The sequence below is a fragment of the Candidatus Roizmanbacteria bacterium CG_4_9_14_0_2_um_filter_38_17 genome (assembly GCA_002788855.1).
Classification (GTDB): domain Bacteria; phylum Patescibacteriota; class Microgenomatia.
Map to the genome: position 1 here is coordinate 66,267 of PFSB01000006.1, position 21,913 is coordinate 88,179.

General features: G+C 35.9%; 19 protein-coding genes and 1 pseudogene. 12 read left to right on the forward strand and 8 right to left on the reverse strand.

The features are described 5' to 3' along the window. The first annotated feature begins 28 nt into the window (after positions 1-28). Genes CO050_01040 through CO050_01055 form a run of 4 tightly spaced genes read left to right on the forward strand, consistent with a single transcriptional unit; the run spans position 29 to position 4,133 of the window. Positions 29-1,087 carry a hypothetical protein gene (locus tag CO050_01040; protein PJC32064.1) on the forward strand — a complete coding sequence of 353 codons (1,059 nt, stop codon included), beginning with the start codon at positions 29-31 and terminating at the stop codon, positions 1,085-1,087. After that, positions 1,080-2,342, forward strand: coding sequence for a hypothetical protein (locus tag CO050_01045; GenBank protein PJC32065.1), 1,263 nt, complete (start codon positions 1,080-1,082; stop codon positions 2,340-2,342). The genes CO050_01040 and CO050_01045 overlap by 8 nt, the downstream gene beginning before the upstream one ends. Continuing rightward, positions 2,332-3,129: a glycosyltransferase family 2 protein gene (locus tag CO050_01050; protein PJC32066.1), complete on the forward strand. Its 798-nt coding sequence runs from the start codon at positions 2,332-2,334 to the stop codon at positions 3,127-3,129. Before CO050_01045 ends, CO050_01050 begins: the two co-directional genes overlap by 11 nt. Then, a complete protein-coding gene (locus CO050_01055) occupies positions 3,126-4,133 on the forward strand; it encodes a hypothetical protein (GenBank protein PJC32067.1) in 1,008 nt (335 codons plus the stop codon). The genes CO050_01050 and CO050_01055 overlap by 4 nt, the downstream gene beginning before the upstream one ends. On the opposite strand, the gene CO050_01060 is transcribed toward CO050_01055, so the two are convergent. Beyond that, positions 4,118-4,729, reverse strand: coding sequence for a hypothetical protein (locus CO050_01060; protein ID PJC32068.1), 612 nt, complete (start codon positions 4,727-4,729; stop codon positions 4,118-4,120). The genes CO050_01055 and CO050_01060 overlap by 16 nt on opposite strands. Before the next feature lie 26 nt (positions 4,730-4,755). On the opposite strand from CO050_01060, the gene CO050_01065 reads away from it, so the two are divergent. Together CO050_01065 and CO050_01070 are read left to right on the forward strand one after the other, a co-directional pair. Continuing rightward, entirely contained in the window at positions 4,756-5,886 is a 1,131-nt protein-coding gene (locus CO050_01065) for a hypothetical protein (GenBank protein ID PJC32069.1), read from the forward strand. A gap of 14 nt (positions 5,887-5,900) precedes the next feature. Further along, positions 5,901-7,124, forward strand: coding sequence for a hypothetical protein (locus CO050_01070; GenBank protein ID PJC32070.1), 1,224 nt, complete (start codon positions 5,901-5,903; stop codon positions 7,122-7,124). On the opposite strand, the gene CO050_01075 is transcribed toward CO050_01070, so the two are convergent. The 3 genes from CO050_01075 to CO050_01085 are packed head-to-tail and all read right to left on the reverse strand — an operon-like array spanning position 7,096 to position 10,277. Next, positions 7,096-8,046: a hypothetical protein gene (locus tag CO050_01075; protein PJC32071.1), complete on the reverse strand. Its 951-nt coding sequence runs from the start codon at positions 8,044-8,046 to the stop codon at positions 7,096-7,098. The genes CO050_01070 and CO050_01075 overlap by 29 nt on opposite strands. Beyond that, a complete protein-coding gene (locus CO050_01080) occupies positions 8,046-9,353 on the reverse strand; it encodes a lipopolysaccharide biosynthesis protein RfbH (protein ID PJC32072.1) in 1,308 nt (435 codons plus the stop codon). The genes CO050_01075 and CO050_01080 overlap by 1 nt, the downstream gene beginning before the upstream one ends. Before the next feature lie 12 nt (positions 9,354-9,365). Beyond that, entirely contained in the window at positions 9,366-10,277 is a 912-nt protein-coding gene (locus CO050_01085; GenBank protein ID PJC32073.1) for a glycosyltransferase, read from the reverse strand. A gap of 56 nt (positions 10,278-10,333) precedes the next feature. On the opposite strand from CO050_01085, the gene CO050_01090 reads away from it, so the two are divergent. The 3 genes from CO050_01090 to CO050_01100 are packed head-to-tail and all read left to right on the forward strand — an operon-like array spanning position 10,334 to position 14,426. After that, positions 10,334-11,608, forward strand: a complete 1,275-nt coding sequence (locus tag CO050_01090) for a UDP-N-acetyl-D-glucosamine dehydrogenase (GenBank protein ID PJC32074.1) — start codon at positions 10,334-10,336, stop codon at positions 11,606-11,608. After that, on the forward strand, positions 11,599-12,426 hold the full coding sequence (locus CO050_01095) for a glycosyl transferase (GenBank protein PJC32075.1): 828 nt from the start codon (positions 11,599-11,601) through the stop codon (positions 12,424-12,426). Before CO050_01090 ends, CO050_01095 begins: the two co-directional genes overlap by 10 nt. Next, entirely contained in the window at positions 12,423-14,426 is a 2,004-nt protein-coding gene (locus CO050_01100) for a hypothetical protein (protein ID PJC32076.1), read from the forward strand. Before CO050_01095 ends, CO050_01100 begins: the two co-directional genes overlap by 4 nt. Before the next feature lie 13 nt (positions 14,427-14,439). On the opposite strand, the gene CO050_01105 is transcribed toward CO050_01100, so the two are convergent. Continuing rightward, positions 14,440-15,195, reverse strand: a complete 756-nt coding sequence (locus CO050_01105) for a hypothetical protein (GenBank protein PJC32077.1) — start codon at positions 15,193-15,195, stop codon at positions 14,440-14,442. 76 nt (positions 15,196-15,271) lie between these two features. Between CO050_01105 and CO050_01110 the strand changes: the two genes are divergently transcribed. Next, positions 15,272-16,228: an NAD-dependent dehydratase gene (locus tag CO050_01110; protein PJC32078.1), complete on the forward strand. Its 957-nt coding sequence runs from the start codon at positions 15,272-15,274 to the stop codon at positions 16,226-16,228. 16 nt (positions 16,229-16,244) lie between these two features. After that, a pseudogene (locus CO050_01115) lies at positions 16,245-17,419 on the forward strand (UDP-4-amino-4,6-dideoxy-N-acetyl-beta-L-altrosamine transaminase). Here CO050_01115 and CO050_01120 read toward each other — a convergent pair. Genes CO050_01120 through CO050_01130 form a run of 3 tightly spaced genes read right to left on the reverse strand, consistent with a single transcriptional unit; the run spans position 17,400 to position 19,580 of the window. Next, a complete protein-coding gene (locus CO050_01120; protein ID PJC32079.1) occupies positions 17,400-18,251 on the reverse strand; it encodes a hypothetical protein in 852 nt (283 codons plus the stop codon). The pseudogene CO050_01115 and the gene CO050_01120 sit on opposite strands and share 20 nt — an antisense overlap. A 1-nt stretch (position 18,252) precedes the next feature. After that, positions 18,253-18,849, reverse strand: a complete 597-nt coding sequence (locus CO050_01125) for a hypothetical protein (GenBank protein PJC32080.1) — start codon at positions 18,847-18,849, stop codon at positions 18,253-18,255. Further along, positions 18,846-19,580 (reverse strand): hypothetical protein, encoded by a 735-nt coding sequence (locus CO050_01130; GenBank protein PJC32081.1) that lies wholly within the window; start codon positions 19,578-19,580, stop codon positions 18,846-18,848. The genes CO050_01125 and CO050_01130 overlap by 4 nt, the downstream gene beginning before the upstream one ends. A 65-nt stretch (positions 19,581-19,645) precedes the next feature. Between CO050_01130 and CO050_01135 the strand changes: the two genes are divergently transcribed. Then, a complete protein-coding gene (locus CO050_01135; GenBank protein PJC32082.1) occupies positions 19,646-21,913 on the forward strand; it encodes a hypothetical protein in 2,268 nt (755 codons plus the stop codon).

Here is a 21,913-nt window from a genome sequence, read left to right on the forward strand (position 1 = left end):
CCTCCCTATTTTTTGGTAAAATGAATGGATGTCGAAGATTGCTATTTCTACATCTGCTTTAAAGACGGGTTACCGTTTTCAGGGCACAGGTAACTATATTAGCCATCTGGTAGATGGACTTAAAGAGTTAAACGACGGGAATAAATACTATCCGTATACGCAAGATGAAAAATGTCCTGCTGTAGACATTGTCCACATTCCTTACTTTTCGCCATTTATGGTAACTTTGCCTTATATAAAGCCGGCAAAAAAGCTTATAGTGACAGTTCATGATTTAACTCCTGTGGTTTATGATAACTTTTTCTCTGCCGGGGTTCGAGGAAAATATAATTGGTATCTACAGAAGTTTTTATTGAAGCACAATATTGACCATGTGTTGGCTGATTCAAGTTCTTCAAAAGATGAAGTCTTGAGTCACTTAAACCTTGAGAATGATAAGGTCTCGGTAGTATATCTAGCAGCGGACCGCAGGTATACTAAGCTACAGGATAAACCCAAGGTATTAGCAAATATGCAGAAGAAATACAATCTACCTGAGAAGTTTGTGCTTTATGTAGGCGATGTGCTCTGGAGTAAAAACCTACCGTCATTAATAGAGGCAGTTAAAGAGATTAACGTGACGCTTGTGTTAGTAGGCAAGCAGTTTGTCGACGAAGCAATCGATCTTGCTCATCCCTGGAATATTGATCTAGCTAAAGTGAGACAGGTTATAAAAGGAGATAGACGTTATATAACATTAGGATTTGTTCCAGATGAGGATCTAGTTGAGCTATACAATGTTGCTACGCTGTATTGTCAGCCTTCCCACAGCGAGGGATTTGGAATTCCGGTGTTAGAAGCAATGAGTTGTGGATGTCCTGTGGTTGTATCGGACGCAGGCTCTCTGCCAGAGGTAGCGGGTGAAGCAGGAGTATATGTAGATCCAGCGGACGTACGAAGCATTGCCGATGGGATTGGTGAACTATACTTTAATCAGAAAAAGAATGAAATACATAGAGTAAAAGCCCTAGAACAAGCACAGAAATTTAGCTGGGAAAAGACCGTAAACCAAACAGTTGCTATTTATAATAAATTAATAGATGCGTGAAAGACTTCATAGGAGCCTAGCTAACCCTCTACTAACTGGAAGTTTTCTGGTTAGCGTGGGACTTACTGTTGGTAACATATTTAATTATCTCTACCATGTAAGCATGGGTAGAATGCTTACCCCAGCACATTACGGCGTGCTGACGGCTTTAATTTCTTTTATGAGTATCTTTGGTGTGTTTGCCGCAACAATGACAACAGTTGTGGCTAAATTTGTCTCTAAGTATAGGGTACAGGATAATAGTAGTGATATTGCTCATCTACTTAGACAGCTAATTAGACGTATCGGGTTGCTAGTATTGGTGGTGGTTGTTTTATCACAGTTTATTGTTGCACCAATTGCGTCTTTCTTGCACATAGAAGATGGTATTTTAATTAATCTAACAATCGTAGGAATATTACTTGCCATATTGGTTGCAATTAACAGTGGGGCGTTACAAGGGCTTTTGAAGTTTAAAATTATGGCGCTCTTTGGAGCCAGTGGAAGCATTTTGCGGCTGGTACTGGCATTGACACTTGTATATTTAGGTTTTGGGTTAAGGGGTGCGGCAGTTGGTTTTTTTCTCGCATATCTTATTCCATATTTACTAACTTTTTTCCCACTTGGTAGTTATATTTTTCGGAAAGAAAGCCGTAAACAGATTCAATATGGACCTCTTATAAAATATTCGCTACCTTCATTCGTAGCCCTGGTTGGCTTAAGTATGCTTTTGAGTATGGATATTATTTTAGTAAAGCATTTTTTCACAGATACTGATGCAGGTCGCTATTCAGCTCTTTCGGTGATAGGAAGAGTTATCTTTTTTGCCACTAGTTCAATTAGTATGGTTATGTTTCCCATCATTGCGGGCAAGTTTGAGCAAGGAAAAGATCATACTAAGACATTTTTAGTGAGTCTATTATTGGTTTTTGGAGCTGGCTCGTTTGCGACTCTTGTGTACTTTATATTTCCACAGGCTTTAATTCAGCTGTTCTATAACAATCCAAGCTATCTTGTGGAGATGCATAATCTGGGTCTAATGGGATTATTCTTTTTTATATATAGCTTAGTGGCGCTTTTTATCCAGTATTATCTGTCTATTTCGCGCACGAAAATAGTGTTAACTTCTGTAGTAGCTAGCATATTGCAGGTGATATTGATCTGGAATTTTCACATAAGCCTAAGACACGTTATAATATCTTCAATAACCGCTGAGGGCCTACTATTAATATTGCTAGTAGGATACTATCTAGTTAGGGTTCATAATGAAAAATAACAAACTCTCCATTATTGTCCCAGCCTATCGACAAGGTGATACTTTAGTTAAGAACATACGAAAAATTACATCTGTTCTTGAAGAAGTAGCGCCAAATGCCTATGAGGTTATTGTTGTTGAAGATGGTAAACTAGATAATTCGTTTGAGTTATTAGAAAAGGCGAATATTCCTCACGTTAAAATAGCAGGTTACGGCAGTAATCATGGTAAAGGTTACGCTGTCCGTTATGGTATGGCGCGAAGTACAGGTGATATTATTGGCTTTATTGATGCTGGTGCGGATTTAGATCCAAAGGGGCTAAAGATACTTCTTGTGCATATGGAGTGGTATGGGGCAGATATTATCGTGGGAAGTAAGTGGCATCCTGTTTCTAGGGTAAAGTATCCTTGGTGGAGAAAAATTATTTCTAAAGTATATGGACTCTATGTAAAACTTCTTTTTGGACTAGATATTAGCGATACTCAGTTAGGTATGAAGTTTTTTCGTAGAGAAGTACTGGAGAAAGTACTTCCAAGGTTGTTAGTAAAGAAGTATGCAATGGATATTGAGCTTCTAGCAGTGGCAAACAGGGTAGGATTTACCCGGATTTATGAAGCGCCAATAGAGCTTGATTGGAGCCAAATAGATAGTCAGATCTCAAAGAATATATATAGGTCGATCTGGGATATGGCTTTGGATACGCTTGCCGTATTCTATAGACTTAAGATCCTTCATTACTATGATGATTCTAGTAAGCGCAAATGGCGTTATGATAAAGATCTTCAAATGAAGGTAAATATAGGATGAAGGTTCATTTCATAATCTTGATGTTTGTGATTTGGAGGGTTAGTCTTGAGTTCTGGCGATGGGTTGGTGAGCGTTACCTAATAGCTCGCGAAGGTTTCCTTGGTCAAGTTGTATGGGCAAACTTTGACGGAGTACATTATTTAAGTATAGCTGAGAAGGGATATTTTCAATTTGAGCAAGCATTTTTCCCCTTTTATCCTTTGCTTATAAAATGGACGGCAGCTCTATTAGGAAATAATTATCTGTTGGCTGGTCTACTTATTAGCCATGTATCATTCTTAGTAGCATTGATTTTACTTTCTTATATCTTAAGAAAACATAAGTTTTCGGAAGGTGTGATTTTCTGGACTATATTATTTCTTTTACTATTTCCAACTGCCTTCTATTTTGTAAGCGTATATACAGAGAGCATGTTTTTTCTATTAATTCTGCTAAGTTTTTACGCTTTAACTATCAATAATAAGTGGTTATATATAGTCAGTAGTTCTCTCGCTTCTGCTACACGCCTTGTAGGGGTTTTTCTACTTGTGCCAGTTGGATTATTGGCGTACATGTGGTATTTACGAAGATCAACGGGTGACCCATTATTTTTTGTCCATGCTCAACCTGCATTTGGTGCAAATCGGAGTGGGGGAGAAATTGTTTTATTACCCCAAGTTCTATGGAGGTATTTAAAAATATTTACATCTGTATCCGTATATAATTATGACTTATGGATAGCCGTACTAGAGCTTACATCTCTATTGCTGGTTGTATTTTTATTATGGATAGCCTGGCGTCGTAACGTGCCTAAAAGCTGGGTGTTGTTTTCTGTCTTTTCGGTATTAGTCCCTACGATGAGCGGGACCTTATCTTCTATGCCAAGATACATTCTGACTGCATTTCCGATTTATATTGCCTTAGCTTTATATAAGAAGTTGCCTAAGATACTTATAGCTTCTGTTTTTTATACTTTACAGTCTGTACTGGTGATCTTATTTACGCGAGGTTATTGGGTGGGTTGATCTGGAAATTCGTCCATCAGTAGGTCTGCTGAGTAAGTTGCTTCTTCTTCGAGTTTAGAAAGCTGATTATTGTTGCGCGTGGAGAATTCCATTATTACTGCAAATTGCTCTTTTTCATTTTCCTGACCACGACCCATCATGCCTTGCAGGAGCTCTTGATGCTTAGCTGATGCCTGGTGAGCTTGACTTATTACTTTAAAGTCCATGTCACCACCGGAATAAAGGACGGCGCGCAAATTATCTACTAAGAGTGTCATATTATGTTCTCCTTTAAATGCAGTATGTAGAGCGAGCGGCACATTCCCTTTTTCTGCCACTTTTAGTGCTGAGTATAGTTGTTTATCTGCCATTTCAAGGTATTTTGCTGCCTTTTTGTTATGATCGCTAATTAGTCCTAGAACAATTTTATCGCGAAGCGTTTTTAATTTATAAAAGGGGCTATCTGGTAGCATTCCTGGATAAGGTAGCTTGTACTCAGCTGTTATGCTTGCTTCTGGAGCACCTATCTTATCCTCCATGTCTTCTTGAGCAAAAACGCTGGAGTTTATTGTCAACAATAGCACAAAAGTGGTTAGTCCAATAATGACATTTTTCATTATCACTTAAGATAACATTATTATGTATGATATGTCAACTGGGTTATAATCTTGTTATGAATATTGTTATTCTAAACTGGAGAGACTTAAAAAATCCAGATGCAGGTGGAGCGGAGCAATTGACTCATGAAATGGCCAAGCGTTGGGTGGTTTTGGGACACAGTGTTACCCAGCTTAGCGCAGGCTTTAAGAGTGGAAATAAGCAAGAAACCATTGATGGAGTAAGCATTATCCGGATGGGTAGATGGTGTTCTGTGCACTTTCTTGCAGGAATATACTATATACTGCATTTGCGTAAATTTGCCGATATTGTAGTTGACGAGGTACACTGGTTTCCTTTTTTTTCTATCCTGTATGCTCCAAGAAAAACTATATTGCTTGCTTGTGAAGTAGCTGAGAGTCTATTTTCACAAGTTCTTCCATTTCCATTAGATAGGTTAGGTCAGATGCTTGAGAGGTTCTATCTGTGGTTATATAGACATGTTCAGACTTTAGCTATCTCACCGTCAACAAAGCACGACTTAATTAGTAAAGGCTTTGATAAAGCTCTGATAACTGTTCTCCCAATGGGTTTGACGATTCCTGATAATTTTAAACTAGAGGTAAAAGAAACAAGGCTAACGTTAGCATATCTAGGTCGTATAAATATTCAAAAAGGTGCTTTTGACGTTGTTGAAACTTTAAAGTTAGTTATAAAAACCATACCGGATATACAGCTCTGGTTTATTGGAAAAGGGGAAAAAACAGTAGTAAATAAGCTTAAACATGAGGTTGATAATTCTGGTTTGTCTAATAATATAAAGTTCTTTGGGTATGTCGAAGATAGCAAGAAGTTTAGATTATTGAGTAAGGCTCATTTATTAATTGTGTCTTCAATACATGAAGGATGGGGATTAACTATTCCTGAGGCTGGCTTTGTTGGTACGCCCGCTATTGTATATAGATCGGCAGGATTAAAAGACGTAGTCAAAGACGAAGTTAGTGGTTTAGTAGTTGAACAAACGCCTTTCCACATGGCAGATGCAATAGAGAGAGTATTACAAGATAAAGACTTATTAATTAAACTAAGAAAGAATGCGAAGGGTATAGCGCAAGAGTATAGCTGGGATAACACTGCACAAGTTGCCTTGAAAAAATTTGAGACAATGATACACTAGTCAGGTAGTTATTAATGAAAATTTGTGTATTGACTCATACTTTTCCTCGTTTTAAGGGAGACCCAGTCGCACCATTTATGGATGATTTTTGTGAAGGATTAGTTGAAGCTGGTAATGAAGTTCTTCTGGTGACTCCATTTGATCAGAAATTTAAAATATCTGACTATCCAAATTATAAAGTTTATTTATTCAGATATATCTATCCAGACTCGTTTCATTTATTGGGTTACTCCAGAACTCTTGAGGGAGATCAGAAGCTGAGGTGGTTTGTATATCTACTGTCTCCATTTATGTTCTTTTTTGAGCTATTATCATTGATAAAACTGGTAAAGCAAGAAAAGGTTGATATTATTTCTGCTCATTGGATTGTTCCAAATGGATTTGTTGCAGCTGTTACTTCAATTTTGACAAATGTTCCAGTTGTAATAACTGTTCCAGGTTCGGATATGTATCTGGCTAAAAAGAATATATTTTTTCGATCTATGGCAAAATTCGCAGTAAATAGAGCGAGTGTTGTGGTTTCCAATAGTGTACGCTATTTGGAGGAATTTTCTAAGTTTGGTGTAGATTTGTCACATTCTAAAGAGGTTATTTATGGTGTGGATGTGGCTAAATATAAACCGAGTGGGGCTAAGAGAAAAAGCTTAAGACATAAGTTTAATATACCTGAAAGAGCTAAGGTTATTCTTGCGGTGGGAAGAATGGTTGAAAAAAAGGGCTTTGCCTACCTTGTTGAAGCAATGCCAGATGTTATCGAACATAATAAAGACGCAAAGTTGGTACTAGTTGGTGGGGGAGACCAACAAGTAGCTTTAGAAGAGTTAGTTCGAAGTTTACAAATAGAGAAGCATGTTATCTTTTTAGGTAGAATTGATTACATAGAGTTAGCCAATATCTACTCGATGGCCGATGTATATGTTGCGCCGTCAATTGAAGATTCGAAAGGTAATCTAGAATCTCATACGGTGGCATTGTTTGAAGCGATCTCTTCGGGCTTACCAGTAGTTGCTACAGAACTTGCAGTAGGCTCAAAATATGTAGTTGGTGGAAAAAATGGTTATCGAGTTAAGCAAAGAGATGCAGCTGCACTAGCGGATAAGATTAAATCTGTGTTAGCTTCAGATATGAGCAAGATGGGTGAAGCAAGTCGACAGATAGCGCAGCGCTATTTGTCCTATAAGAAATCTGGAAAGATGTATTCAGAAATTTTTAGGGATGTTGTTTTATCCAATCAATAGTTTTTTGAATTCCTTCTTTTAGTGGTGTTGAAGGACTCCAGTTTAGTAATTTTTTGGATAGCTCAGGATTACCTACTAAAGATATAACCTCGCCAGTTCGTTTAGGAAATCCCCCAATTTCTAGCTGTAAATTTTCTTTATTGGTAAGTTTCATAATGGTTGTAGCTATTTCACTAGTTGTCGTGGCTATACCGGTACAAATATTAAATACATTGCCGCTAAGCTTATCTCCAACTTTTTCTGAAGCAATATAGGCGTCGACTAAGTCATCGATATATACATAGTCACGTATTATGGTTTGTTTAGTAAGTTGAGGATTTAAATTGCTTAAACACTGGCGAATTACGGTTGAAATAAATCTTGATTCTTTTTCACCAGGTCCATAGACTGTAAATGGTCGCAGCGTTATAACGGGTAGTTTTTCATTTATTGCAAATATTTTAGCTAAATTAGTTGTATAAACCTTGCTTGCACCATATATATTGGATGGATTGGGTAGTGATGTTTCTGAAAATGGATGCTTGCTGTTGCCGTATTCAAAGCTACTACCTGTATTTATAAATACTTTAAGTGAGGTTAAATATTTACTAGCCTGAAATAGGTTTGTGGTTCCTTGAATATTGGTGTCTAGAATTGCTTGAATATTAGTTGGTGATAGCTGAGTGTAAGAGTAAACACCAGATCCTGCAAGATGGTAGATAACATGGGGATTTATAGTTGAGACAGTAGCAAAAAAAGCTTCTCTATCGGCAATGTCTATATAGTGTAGTTTGGTCTTGCTGACAAGTGTTTTAATAGGGGTTAGATCACTCTGCGGGCGAACTAGTAAATGAGGGGTATGGCCAAGTTTTACTAATTTGTGGGTTAGCTTAGAACCAATAAAACCCGAGGCTCCTGTAATAAGGATTCGTTGGTTGCTCATTAGTACTTTGCGAGAAACTTATCAAAAGTATCCATCACGTAGTTAAGGTGTTCTTCTGTTAAGCCAGGATGTATGCCTATAAAGAATGTGTGCTGAAAAATTTTGTCTGAGTGTTCTAATGTACCCACGACCCGATGTTCTATACGTTTATAGGCTGGCTGACGCAAGATATTGCCAGAAAAAGATGGTCTGGTCTGGATTTTATGTTCCTCTAGAAAATTTGTAATCTCAAATCGGTCGAAAGGAGCATCTTCTTTGACTGTTAAAAGATAAGAGAACCAGCTGGGATCTGATTTAGGCAAAGCTTTTGGAAGAATAAAAAAGTCTTGGTATTTACTAAAGAATTTATGGTAAATCTTGAAGTTATTCTTTCTCTTTTCAACAAATTCAGGTAGTCTCTTGATTTGCTGTAAGCCCATTGCTGCCTGCATTTCGGTAGGCTTTAGGTTGTAACCTATGTGGTTAAAGATGTATTTATGGTCATAAGGCATACCATCTATCTTAAATTTAAAACGTGCGTTACACACACCATTGGGAGGTCCACCACTAGCGCCACACCAACATGCGCGTCCCCAGTCTCTGAGGGATTGAACTATACGCAGTAAGCGATTTTCATTGATTAGTATGGCTCCTCCTTCACCAGCCAGGGTCATATGATGGGCGGGATAGAATGATTCTGTAGCAAGCTGCCCAAAACTGCCAGTTTTTTTGCCGTCGTAGGTTGAGCCCAGTGCGTCACAGTTATCTTCGATAACAAACAGTTTATGCTTCTTGGCAAATGCCATTACTTTGTCCATTTCGTTGGGGTTGCCGAAATTGTGACAAATCATAATTAAGCGTGTTTTATTGGAAAGAGCTTTATCTAGATGATCTGCATTTAGGTTGTGTGTTTCTGGGTTAACATCGACAAATACGGGAACTAATTGATTTTGAATCAATGGATTAACGGTAGTTGGAAAGCTACAAGCAGCTACAATTGCTTCATCTCCTGGTTGCAGGTGATTTGGAAGTTGCCATGAACTGAGTGCTGAAACAGCAAGTAGATTGGCTGATGAACCAGAGTTTGTTAAAAGAGAGTGTTTTACCCCGACATAATCTGCCAGCTGTTGTTCGAATAGAGCTCCTTTTTTTGAAAGTCCAAGCCAACCAGATAACACGCTGTCCAGCATTTCCGATACTTCTTTGTCATCGTATATAGCCTGAGCATATAAAATCGGTGTTTCCCCTGGGACAAACTTCTGTGGTTTCTCAGAGTAGTAGCTGTGAAGTAGGTCTGTGATTTGTTGCTGTATTTTTTTTTGCTTCATTTTGGCAATAATTTATAGTTCTGTTCTACTTTTTCTATTGTAGTGAGTTATCATTTCAGCAATTAGGCCAGTAGATAAAAGCTGAATTCCTACCAAAATAAATAAGATTCCTGCTAAAAGCATTGGTATTTTGTTTTGGGTACTACCTGTTGTTATTTTAAGAAATGTTACATATCCATCTGAAACAACTCCAATTGTGAGAAAAAAGAGCCCGAGCATTCCAAAAAAGTGGGCAGGTTTTGTTGCGTAGTCAGTTAAAAAAATTATTGTTAATAAGTCTAAGATGCTGCGCCAGCTTCGACCAAATCCATATTTAGATTTGCCAAATTTGCGATAGCGGTGATTAACGGCTATTTCTGCTACTCTAAATTTCTTTTTGGCAGCAAGCACCGGAATATAGCGATGTAATTCACCGTGTAGATATAGTTCACTAGCAACTTCCTTCGTAAATGCTTTGAGTCCACAGTTAAAATCATGTAATTGTACACCCGAGATTAATCTCGTTCCTCCGTTAAAGAGAATGCTTGATACTTTTTTAACTCCAGTATCAGATCTATTTGCTCTCCAACCTGAAACAAGATCATATCCTTCGTCAAGTTTGTTAAGAAGCTTTGGTATTTCTTTGGGGTCATCTTGCAAATCTGCATCGAGCATAACGATAGTTTCTTTTGTGGTCATCTCAAGTCCTTTTGATAGAGCGGCAGATTTTCCAAAATTTGCTCTAAATTTAATAATTTTGATGTTGCTATCTTGTTTTTTGAGATTGGTTAAGACTTCCTGAGACTTATCTGTTGAGCCGTCGTTAATAAAAATAATCTCGTAGTCTGCTTTGAGTTTTTTTAGTACAGTGCTAAGCTCACCATAAAGACTAGGTAAGGACTCTTCTTCGTTATTAACAGGGATAACGACTGATATATTAGGCATAATTGTTATTGATTATAGCATTTTTGGTGTGGTATAGTAGCCGAATATACGTGAACATGTATAAACTTCTCAAGGATAAACTAGAAAATAAGCAGGCAACAATTGGCGTTATAGGCCTAGGTTATGTTGGTTTGCCTTTGGCTGTTCTTTTAGCGCGCAAAGGATATAAAGTACAGGGGTTTATTCGTAACCAAGATAAAGTAAACCAGCTAAACAAGGGTGAAAATGAATTAGGCGATGAATCCTTAACTGAATCACTAAAATCTGAACTTAAGAAGGGGAATCTATCCGTTTCTACTCTTTCTAAAGACAAACTAGTTAGCTGTGATGTGTATATGGTTTGTGTGCCAACTCCAGTAACGGAAGATAAAAAACCTGATTTAACTGCTTTGGTGAGTGTGGCTGCGCACTTTAAAGAGCTGGATTTGGCAGGTAAGCTTATTATTAATGAATCTACAGTTGCTCCGACCATGACAAGAGCAGTGTTTGGAGAGCTATCCGATGTAGAGTATTTTCTCGCCTGTTCTCCTGAGCGTATTGATCCGGGTAATGGTCTTAAGGAAGTTTCAAATATAGCAAAGGTGTTGGGTGGATTAAATGAGAATAGTCTTCAACTGGCATATGTTTTATATAAACAAATACTCTCGGCAGACGTCGTCACTGTTTCGAGTTTAGAGGCAGCGGAAATGACGAAGATGCTAGAAAATACCTATCGCGCAGTTAATATTGCCTTAATTAATGAGGTTGCCCAGCTCTGTGAAATGCTAGATTTAGATGTCCTGGAAATAGTTAAGGCTGCTAGCAGTAAATGGAGTTTCCACGCTCATTATCCTGGAGTTGGGGTTGGGGGTCACTGTATTCCTGTCGATCCATATTATTTATTAAAGCTTGCAAAAGAAAATCAGCTAGAGATGAATGTTGTGAGACAAAGCTTATTAACAAATGAATCTATGCCGACAAAATTTGCCCAGATGATAAAGTCGGAATATAAAGATGGTATGAAAGTCTTGCTATATGGAGTTACATATAAAAAAGACGTTGCTGACATTAGAGAAAGTCCTGTCTTGGAGCTTATGAAGATTTTAAAAGAGATGAAGATAGAGTTTATGATCTATGATCCAGTTCTCTCAGATGCAGAGCTAAAGCGGTTAGATATTACAAATGCTAAACTTCAAGTTGTTGATATGTTAATTGTAGGGACGGGTCACACGGCTTTAGGTATGGATTACAAAAAACTAGTGAGAGATAATACTGTAGTAATTGATGGGAGAAACTTCTTTCTCAATAAAGTAGGGCGCAGTGTAGTAGGAGTTGGACGTAGATTGCTATGAAAAAACCACTCGTATCGGTAATTATTCCTGCCTGGAATTCTGCAGCTTTTATAGTTGCCTGTTTAGAAAGCCTTAAAAAGCAGACATACAAAAATATGGAAATTATTGTTGTGGATAATAATTCAAGCGATGATACCGTTAAATTAGCAAAGGACTATACAGATAAGGTATACCGAAGGGGTCCCGAGAGATCCGCTCAGGTGAATTATGGAGCTAGAATGGCAAAGGGAAAATATCTATATAGAGTAGATTCGGACTTTGTATTGGAGCCTGCTGTGATAACTCAGTGTGTGCAGATGTGTGAGAAGGAGAATCTAGATGGAATCGCGGTTCACAACACTTCGGCAGAAGGACTAGGGTTCTGGGCTGAAGTTAGAAAGTATGAGCGCAATACTTATATAGATGATAATTTAATAGTTGCTGTTCGCTTTTTTACAAAAGAATCTTGGAAAAAAATTAATGGATTTGATGAAACGCTCTATGGCCCTGAAGACTACGATTTTCATAACCGTTTTGTAAGTGCTGGATTTAAATGGGGGAGAATTGAAGCTATTGAGAGGCATTTGGGTGAGCCAAAGAGTATTAGTGATATCTGGAGTAAGCATTATTTCTATGGTAAACACATGGTTGCATATTTCCGTAAACACCCTAAATTAGCTGCACAGCAATTTAATCCTGTTAGAGGAAGTTATTTACGGCACCTTGAGATCTTACTTACACACCCGGTTATTTTTGTTGGTTTGGTTGTGATGACTGTTGTAAAATTTACTGCAGGAGGATTGGGGTTTGTAGTAAATCTTATTAAATTTATTCTGTGAATTTATTTCTAAAAAAATATTGGATAGGGTTGCTTATTGCGTTTTCATTTTTTTTTGTATCCACTCTTACAATATCGGACTATGGATTAAATATTGATGAGTCAATTCATTTTATACGTGGACAAGCATATCTTCATATGCTTACTGGCAAAGGAGTCCACTATTCTACGGAGGATTTAAATAGCACAAGAGTTAGTTTTTGGAAGAATAAAAGCTATGATGCGGCCTATTTTCTTGAAAAAGATACTGGACATCCTTCGTTTAATGATGTGTCTGCTGCTGTATTTAATAGAGTATTTTTTGAAAAACTTGGAATTGTTGGAGATCTAGAGTCCTACCATCTATTCGAAATATTTATTTCTTCGCTCCTTGTTTTCTTAATATTTTTTATTATGAAAACACACTACGGAATCTTTGCAGGATTTGTAAGTGCATTGTCTTTAAGTGTGTACCCGCTTTTTTTTGCAGAATCTCATTTCAATATTAAAGATCCTGTTGAAACGACCTTTTTTAGTTTTGCTATATATTTTCTATATCTTGGATTTGAAAAAAAATCTAATAAATACATATTATTATCAAGTATATTTTGTGGATTTGCGTTGGGAACTAAATTTAACATAGTTTTTTTACCAATTATTTTTCTTATATATTTGCTAATTGCCTATCGAAAGAATCTTGTTTCAGTTTTTAAAACTGTCTATAATATTAAATATAGTCTAATAATTTATCCGGCAATAGCACTCATATTTCTTTTTATAACCAGACCATATCTCTGGCAAAGTCCTGTAGTCCGTTTCTTGGAAATAGTTGACTTTTATCAAGGTATTGGCAGTGGTCAGCAATATCAGCCAATCAAATACTATTTTTTAGGATGGAATACTTATCCACTAACATTTATTTTTTCTTCAACACCAATCATAATATTAGTGCTCTTTCTGTTTGGACTTTTAGTGTCTATAGTTTCATATAAAAATGATCGTTTTAAATTATTGCTTTTTTTATGGTTTCTTGTACCTATTCTAAGAGTTACTATTCCTGGTGGATCTCTATATAGTGGAGTACGCCAGATCATGGAATTTGTTCCAGCAATGGTATGTATAGCAGGTCTTGGTGCATTATGGATTAGACAGAAAGTATTGCTATTGATGGACAATAAGGTAATTTTCTATGTGATATTCATAATCCCATTTGTATTTCTTATTGTTGATCTAAAGTCAATACATCCAAACGAAAATATGTATATGAATGAATTAGTAGGGGGACTTAATGGTGCTTCAACCAGAGGTCTACCAGGTGCAGGAGAATCGATGGGAAACGTGTATTTGCAGGGTATTGAATGGTTAAATGCAAATGCAGAAAAGAATGCAAAATTTGGCTTACCAGTTGGCCTTGGTTCAAATGTCCCTCAACAATTTTTACGTGAAGACATAACTTTTGGTCCATTTTTTTCTGGTACTTCCAGACGAGGTGAATACATGATGGAAAAAGTATCTGTTGGTTTTCCTCTTGCAACAACCTACAGCTTTGATTATTTAAATAACATAGTAGATCCTATATATGAAGTAAAAGTAGATGGAGTTACGCTTCTTCGAATATGGAAAAATGATACTATTTATACAAAAAAAGAATATCTCCATGAAGTTGAATTTAACTCCTATAAAATTGTAAAAAATGAGGAAGATAATTCACTCGTCATATCTTTTTTACAATCTGTGCCTGTATCTCGTTTGGAAATTGACCATAGTACAGAAAATTGTAAATTAGAAGAGGTGAATGGTCAAATAAGATCTGTTCCAGGGAAAATAAGCGAAATTAGAACCCCAATTGTGTGGTATAGCCATCAAGGTACTTATTCTGTGGAGCTGAATAAAAATGATAAATTTGTTTGGTTTTTTGATGGTAAAGAAATTGCTTCAATTTCCCTGAAAATGGCTGATAAAGATTCTTGTTTGCTTCAATATAAAGAAATCAGAGTCTTTGAATTTAGCGATGGTAGTTAGTCTGGACAATTGACTAATTATTTTTTTGATAAATCCCTTCGAAACTCATGGTGAATACATCTTTAAGTGGTCCAAGGTGTTTTAAAAGTGGAATATTTACTTCAAATAGATTTGGATATTTTATTATATATTTCTCTTCAACTTTTTTAGTTATCTTGACCATTTCTTGAAATTTTGATATTCGGAGCTTATTCAAGGATAAGAAGACATCATAAAATTCATCTTGACTAAGGAAGCTATCTATTTTTCTTGAATATATCATATTCTTAACCATGTTTTTCGGTAATATTTGTACAGGAAACTTAGTGTAGTCATATAGATGGTGTCCAACAATGGAATAGTATGGGGTAAATTCAACTATGAGTAGACCTCCTTTTTTAAGTACTCTTAAGCTTTCTTCTATTGTAGTTTTTGGATTCTTAACGTGTTCTATCACATCAAACAGAAAAACAATGTCAAACTTTTGACTTTTAAAGGGAAGCTTTTCTTTGCCTATTTTTACAATTTTAACGTTTTTGTATGGTGACAGGAATTTTTTGGCAAATTCTAAAGATTTTTGGTTAACTTCGGCGGATGTAACTTGTGCCCCAAGCTCTCCCAGAGTCTTTGATAAAGAACCATATCCGCAACCCAAATCTAAAATATTAAGCTTATTTAAGCTTCTAATTGAGTTTATCTTTTTTACAGTGGGAATTGATCTTTCGACTCTCCAGAGGAAATAATCTTCTGCGGTTTTTCTGGATGTTTTAAAGGTGGGCTTTATTTTCATCTACTGGAAGTATAGATTATGAGAATAATCATTGTCAACGTGGAAATCAAACGATATATTTGATAGAATGGGTAGAATGAATAAAATAATTATTGTAGCAGGTGGAGCTGGTTTTGTAGGATCGCATCTTTGTAAGGCGTTAATGGAAGAGGGAAATAGAGTAGTTTGTTTTGACAACTTATCGACTGGTGACAAGAAAAATATACAGGAATTCTTACAAAATGATAATTTTACATTTGTTCTAGGCGATGTTGCAGACTCAGCTGCTTATAGTAGTATTGAGAATTTAGAAATAGATGAAATTTATCATCTTGCTAGCCCCGCATCAGTAACTTACATCATGGAATATCCAGTAGAAGCAGCGGAAGCAAATGGAAGTGGTACTAAGAATTTATTAGAAATTGCCAAGAAAAAAAATGCAAGACTTTTATTTGCTTCAAGCTCCGAGGCATATGGTGATCCCAAAGAGCATCCCCAAAGGGAGACTTATTGGGGAAATGTGAATTCAGTTGGAGTTAGATCTGGCTATGATGAAGGGAAGCGTTTTGGAGAAGCGTTGTGTATGGCATACAATAGGGAGTTTGGAGTGGAAGTTAGAATTGTGAGAATATTTAATACCTATGGGCCAAACTCAAGCATTAGTGATACAAGAGTTATTCCTCAATTTGTCACCCAGGCATTGCGCGGTGAGTCATTAACTACGCATGGGGATGGAACACAAACTCGGTCCTTCTGTTATGTGTCTGATATGGTTTCAGGCTTTATGAAAATGATGAGAAGTTCTGAAACCGGACCAATAAACATGGGCAATCCTGATGAATATAAAATAATAGATGTAGCAAAGAAAATTCTTTCTGCAACGGACTCAAAATCTCAAATAGAATTTGTTTCGAGACCAAAAGATGATCCAGCTGTTCGGAAGCCGGACATATCTCTTGCAAAGAAGAAACTTAATTGGTCTCCTATTGTCACATTTGATGATGGGTTAGAAAAAACTATTGAATATTTTAAATTTATTCTTGGCAAAAAATAATTTTAACAATATGAGTATTAGGTCAAGAAGAGAGGATTTTTTAGTGTTTGGCAAGCCGGTTATAGGTGAGGAAGAAATCGAGGAAGTAGTAAATACTTTACGTTCGGGTTGGTGGGGAACAGGTCCTAAAACAGAGATTTTCGAGAATAAATTCTGTACATATTCGAAAGCAAAATTTGCCATATCGGTTAACTCTGCTACTGCAGGTCTTCACTTAGCGATTAAAGCGTTACAGCTAGATCCGGATGATGAAGTAATAACTACGCCTCTAACATTTGTTTCTACTGTCAATGTTATTATTCATGCCGGAGCAAAACCTGTTTTTGCAGATGTTGATAGAAAAACATGGAATATAGATCCTGTTGAAATAGAGAAGAAAATAACAAAAAAAACAAGAGTAATTATGCCTGTTCATCTTCATGGTAGGCCCGTAAATATGGATGCTATCTGTAAGCTAGCAAAAAAATACAATTTGTATGTAGTTGAGGATGCTGCTCATGCGATAGAGGCAACTTATTATGGTAAAAAGATAGGTTCAATAGGGGATATTACTGTATTTTCTTTTTATGTTACAAAGAATCTAGCAACAGGTGAAGGTGGGATGATAACTACAAATAATTCTAAATGGAAAGATAGAATGGCAATGCTTCGTTTACATGGGCTTTCTCAAGATGCATGGAAAAGATATTCAGTTAAGCATTTTAAGCTTTACGAGGCAGTAGAGCCTGGTTTTAAGTATAATCTTACTGATATTGCCTCTTCATTGGGAATTCATCAGCTTGCTCGTATCGAGAAAAATTGGAAACGTAGACAACAGATCTGGAATTTATACACAAAAGCATTTAGAAATGAGCCATTACTTACTCTTCCTGCTCCAATTGAAAAAAACACCAAACACGCTATGCATCTGTTTGCAATCTTGGTCAATCTTGAAAAGCTTTCGATTGACCGAAATGAATTTGTTGATAGACTAATTAAAGAAAATATTGGATCAGGAGTGCACTTCTCTCCAGTTCATTTACATCCTTATTATAGAAAAACATTTGGGTATAAAAAGAAAGATTTTCCAAATGCTGAGTTTGTGGGAGAGAGAGAATATTATCTCTTCCGCTTGGAGCAAATCTTACAGATGAGGATGTAAAGGATGTAATTACTGCTGTAAAAAAAGTACTCAAGAACTCTTCTGTTTAGTACATACACAGATCCATCCCGCAGAGATATTAAGCAATAGATATTCAATTACTTTTGAAATAGGTGCCAATGGAGTTTTATTAATCTTTTTAAGAATATTGATTACAGATGCGACTAGAGGGATAATTGCTCCACGTTCATCTCCTAGATAATATTTTTTGTATTTTGTAAGAACATCGAGCGTAATGTCATTGACTGAAAAATATCTTTCTAATTCTCCAATAAATTCAAAATGAAAAGGATGATTAACTCCATCATAGGACTTACCTTTGCCAGACAGTTTTACGTATAAGTCTGCTAATTTTTTTGGTAGATATGATAGAAAAGGTAAATGAAACTCGCATTCCATTGGAAATAATTTATTTGGAGTGGTAATAATGAGTTTTCCATTAGGCTTTAGTACTCTATGTAGTTCTCTTACGAATGTTTGTCGATTGTCTACGTGTTCAAATACTTCATTTGAAATGATGCCATCGAATGAATTGTTTTTAAAGGGTAGAGTTTTTCCATTGTATATCTTAAGAGTAGTTTTAAGGCCTAATTTATTAAGGCGTTTTCGTGCAGTTTTTTTTGCATCCGCATCTACATCAATTCCTTCAAGATTTGGAAAAACTTGACCAGTATAGCCAATTGTTAATCCTTGGGAATAGCCAACGTCAAGGAGTTTGGCTTTTTTATTAAAATGATCAAGTAATAATTGAACGGCTCGTTTCCCTCTAGTGGGAGTTGTTATGGCAGTCCAAAGGATATAGTCATCATCCCAACAATATTGTGGGCTGGATTTAATATCTTTGATAGTTTTTTCAATTGAGAACTCTTTAAACTTTTGCATTTTATTTGGGGACAGCAACAACAAGCGGGCATTTATAAATCCAGTATGGTTTTCTCACAGTTTCTGCTTTTTCGATTTTAAGGTACTTACTCACTAGGTGAGCAAGTTGATCAACTTCGCGGAAGTTATTTCCTTGATCTAGGTATTCTAATATTTTTCCAAGAGGTCCGATATCTGGTTTCCCATCAAAAATTAAAAGCCGCTTAAAGGAGACATTGGTAGTAAGCCTCTTTAATATATGCTCTATTTCTTTGTTTGTTAAATGGTGGGTTACATTCATGATAATAACAAGGTCGAATGAACCGTTCAATTTAGGAATATCCATGGCATTTAGTACCATAAATTTAACAGATTTTGTCTCAAAATTATTTTTGGCATATTCAATATAACTTTCGCTCATGTCAATCCCAAGATATTTTTTAGGATTGATATATTTCATAAATTTTCCTGGTCCACAACCTATTTCAAAAATGGCATTGTGAGGATATTTCTCAATATATTTCTTTGCAACGCGAGGAAAGTCCATGCTCAGGACCACCTGTATTAGATTGTAAAAAATAGGAATATCAAGAATTTTATTGAGCAAGCTTATGATCATTTTTTAGTTGACTGCTTAAAGTGATGGAGTGCTACTAAATATTTTACTGTATCTGGGAGCAATTTTACTGTTGATGTTTTATTTTCATTTCTTAAAAATAGAACCGGTATTTCTTTTACACACAAGCCTTGAATGGTGCTTTGGGCTATGACCTCGGTGTCCCAAAACCAGTGCTTGTCTTTAACCTTAGAAAGAACTTTTAGAATTTTTTTTCTATTAAAAAATTTGTAGCCTGATTCTGTATCTTGAATTTGAAGCTCTAATACATTTTTAACAATAAATGAGTATATTTTACTTGATAAGAATCTCATCAGGTTGTTAATTGGAAAGAAGCTAAAAGGATAGTGTCTTTGCCCTACTATAATGTCTGCCATATTATTTTTTAGAGCACTTACAATTTCAGGAATATATACCGGAGAAACTTCTAGGTCAATATCTATAAACCCTGCGACTTCTCCCTTTGCAATTTGTAGTCCCTCTATTACAGTTGCTCCTCTGCCCTGGTTTTTGTTGTGAAAATACGTGTGTATTTTTGGATTTTGCTTGCTTAGTTTTTTTATCAGCGTGGTTGTATTATCAGTGCTTTTGTCGTCAATGAGTATTAACTCATAGGAATGCTTGGAATTTTCTAAAATAGATATGATTCTGAGGATACTCTTTTGGATATGCTCACTCTCGTTATAACAAGGAAGAATTAGAGATAAATCAATTGTATTGCGCTTTTTTATCACGAGCGAATTATATCAGAATATATGTTAGAAGAAATGTTATCTATATGTTATCATGAATAGAAATTATGAAGCATCAACCTAAAAACAAGCATATAATAGATTTTTTCAAGGCAAACTGGATACTAGTATTAATTTTGCTATTGTCTCTTTTTGTCCGTTTATACGGAGATTTCCCAGGATATTCAGAAAATCATCCAGATGAAATATTGGGATATGGGACTGCAGTACACATGTTCTATAATAATCTAGAGCCTAACAGTTTTGACTATGGAGGAGGAAGACCTCTGATACTTTTGATAGTCTTCAAACTATTGTTTCTTCCGATTCAGTATGCAAAGCTTCTTTTTACAAATTCAGAGCTATTTTTGAAGTTTTTGTTGCATGGAGGAGCTCACTCATATCCGGAATATAGCGATATACTATTTGGTCGTAATCTTATATCTGCATTGTATTGGGGTAGATATATTAATGCTGTTGTTGGCGCATTAACGGTTGTAATAACCTATTTGTTGGCAAAGATTATGTTTAATAAGCGTGTTGGTTTGTTGGCTGCATTTTTTCTAGCTTTTAATTTTCGTCATGTATTATCCAGCCATATTGGGGTCCCGGACGTTTTTAATGGGTTTTTTACTGCATTTTCTCTCTATGCGTCTTTCTTATTATTTAAAAAGAACACTACTCGAAATTATCTATTTGCTGGGTTAATTGCTGGAATTTGTGTTTCAATCAAGTATCAATTTTTTCATCTTTTTCCTCTATTCTTGGCACACTTGTTTTGGGTTTATAAGACCAAAAGATTTTCTTATCTCTTTGACAAGAAAATTTTTCTTGCGGGTTTTGTAGTAATAGTAATTTTTGCTATTCTTAATCCGTTTCTAATCTTTAATTTAGAGCAATTTTTTAGAGAAAGCAGATATAATTATCTTCGCTATCAAATGGGAATCGTGAGTTTCCGTCCCTACTCATATTTTTATCTGTACCACTGGGGCTTGGGAGAGATAATTTCTATAGCTTCAATTTTAGGAGGAATAGTGCTTCTCTTTAAGGAAAAAATAAGATTGTTTTTTCTCTTGTTTTTCATTGCACCATTTTTCTTTTTTATGACTATTTATAGCGTAGGAGGTATATATACAAGAAACTTCACAACTGTGATTCCGCTCGTTGTAATAATAGCTGCGTATTTTTTCGATTGGCTCTATAAATTTCTTAAAGTTAGAAATGTTTTTTTTGCGTATTCTATACTATTCGTACTCATAGCTGTCGCAAATTTTACTCAGACAAAAGACTCTTTTGTATTAAGTTACTACTATGCAAAGCCAAGAAATTCTGATGTATTGGTAAAATGGATTGAGGACTATATTCTCTCAGAGGTAGTAGTAAGAAATTATCCTCTTGATCTATCTTCAGAGAATCGAACTATTTTAAACCAAGCTATTCAAAATAAGAATATTAAGATGTTGCCGTGGAGCTACAATACAGGACCAAGCTCATTGGCAGAGTTTCAAGAAGAGGAGATAGATTTTGCAATTATTAATGATGCACCTTTTCAGAGCATTACCTATTGGTGGCGTCTTTGGACTTTTGATAGTATGATTAAGTATTCGGATGTTCCGTTTGATTTTATTATGAATGGATTTCATGGGCTGAGCTTGGCAGAATTAATGAATTATTCTGTTGCAGAATTCTATAAGCCATATCAAGCGGTAAGTGCAAATAACTACTTAGTTTTTAAAATTCCAGGTAAGATTACGGACGTAGGTGAGAGGATAAATGAGTTTCACTTTAATAGTGAGGAGGATACATGGACGCTTACTGGTGAATTAAAATTTAGTCCTGGAGTATTTAATTTTGTATCTTCGGATGGAAAGGAAGAAGAAGGGTCAATTGCGATAACAGGAGGTGGTCAAGTAAGAAGTACATCAAGAATTGCATCTTTTCCTATTCCTGTTATGCCAGGGAAAATTTATACTGTGCGTGGTTGGATAAAAAATGCACCAATAATTCTCGATGTGGAAAAGGACGCTTTCTTAAGACTGGATTTTTATAATAGCAAAGAAGATCTTGGAGAGCTTGGAACGAGAGTTGCCATTTCTGCCCGGGTTCCAATTTCTGACGAATGGGTTTTGAGAGAAGTTTCTGCAAAGGCGTCAAAAGAAGCGCAATATATGACCGTAAGTTTTCAACGAGAAATTCAGACGCAGGGCTTTTTAAGCTATCTTGATGACGTTGAAGTATTTGAGGGTGGTCTTGAGCCGGTAGAAAAGTTTAAGGAGATTCCTTACATTAAACCAACTATTCAGAAAGAGGATATATACAGTAATAGTTTTTTATAA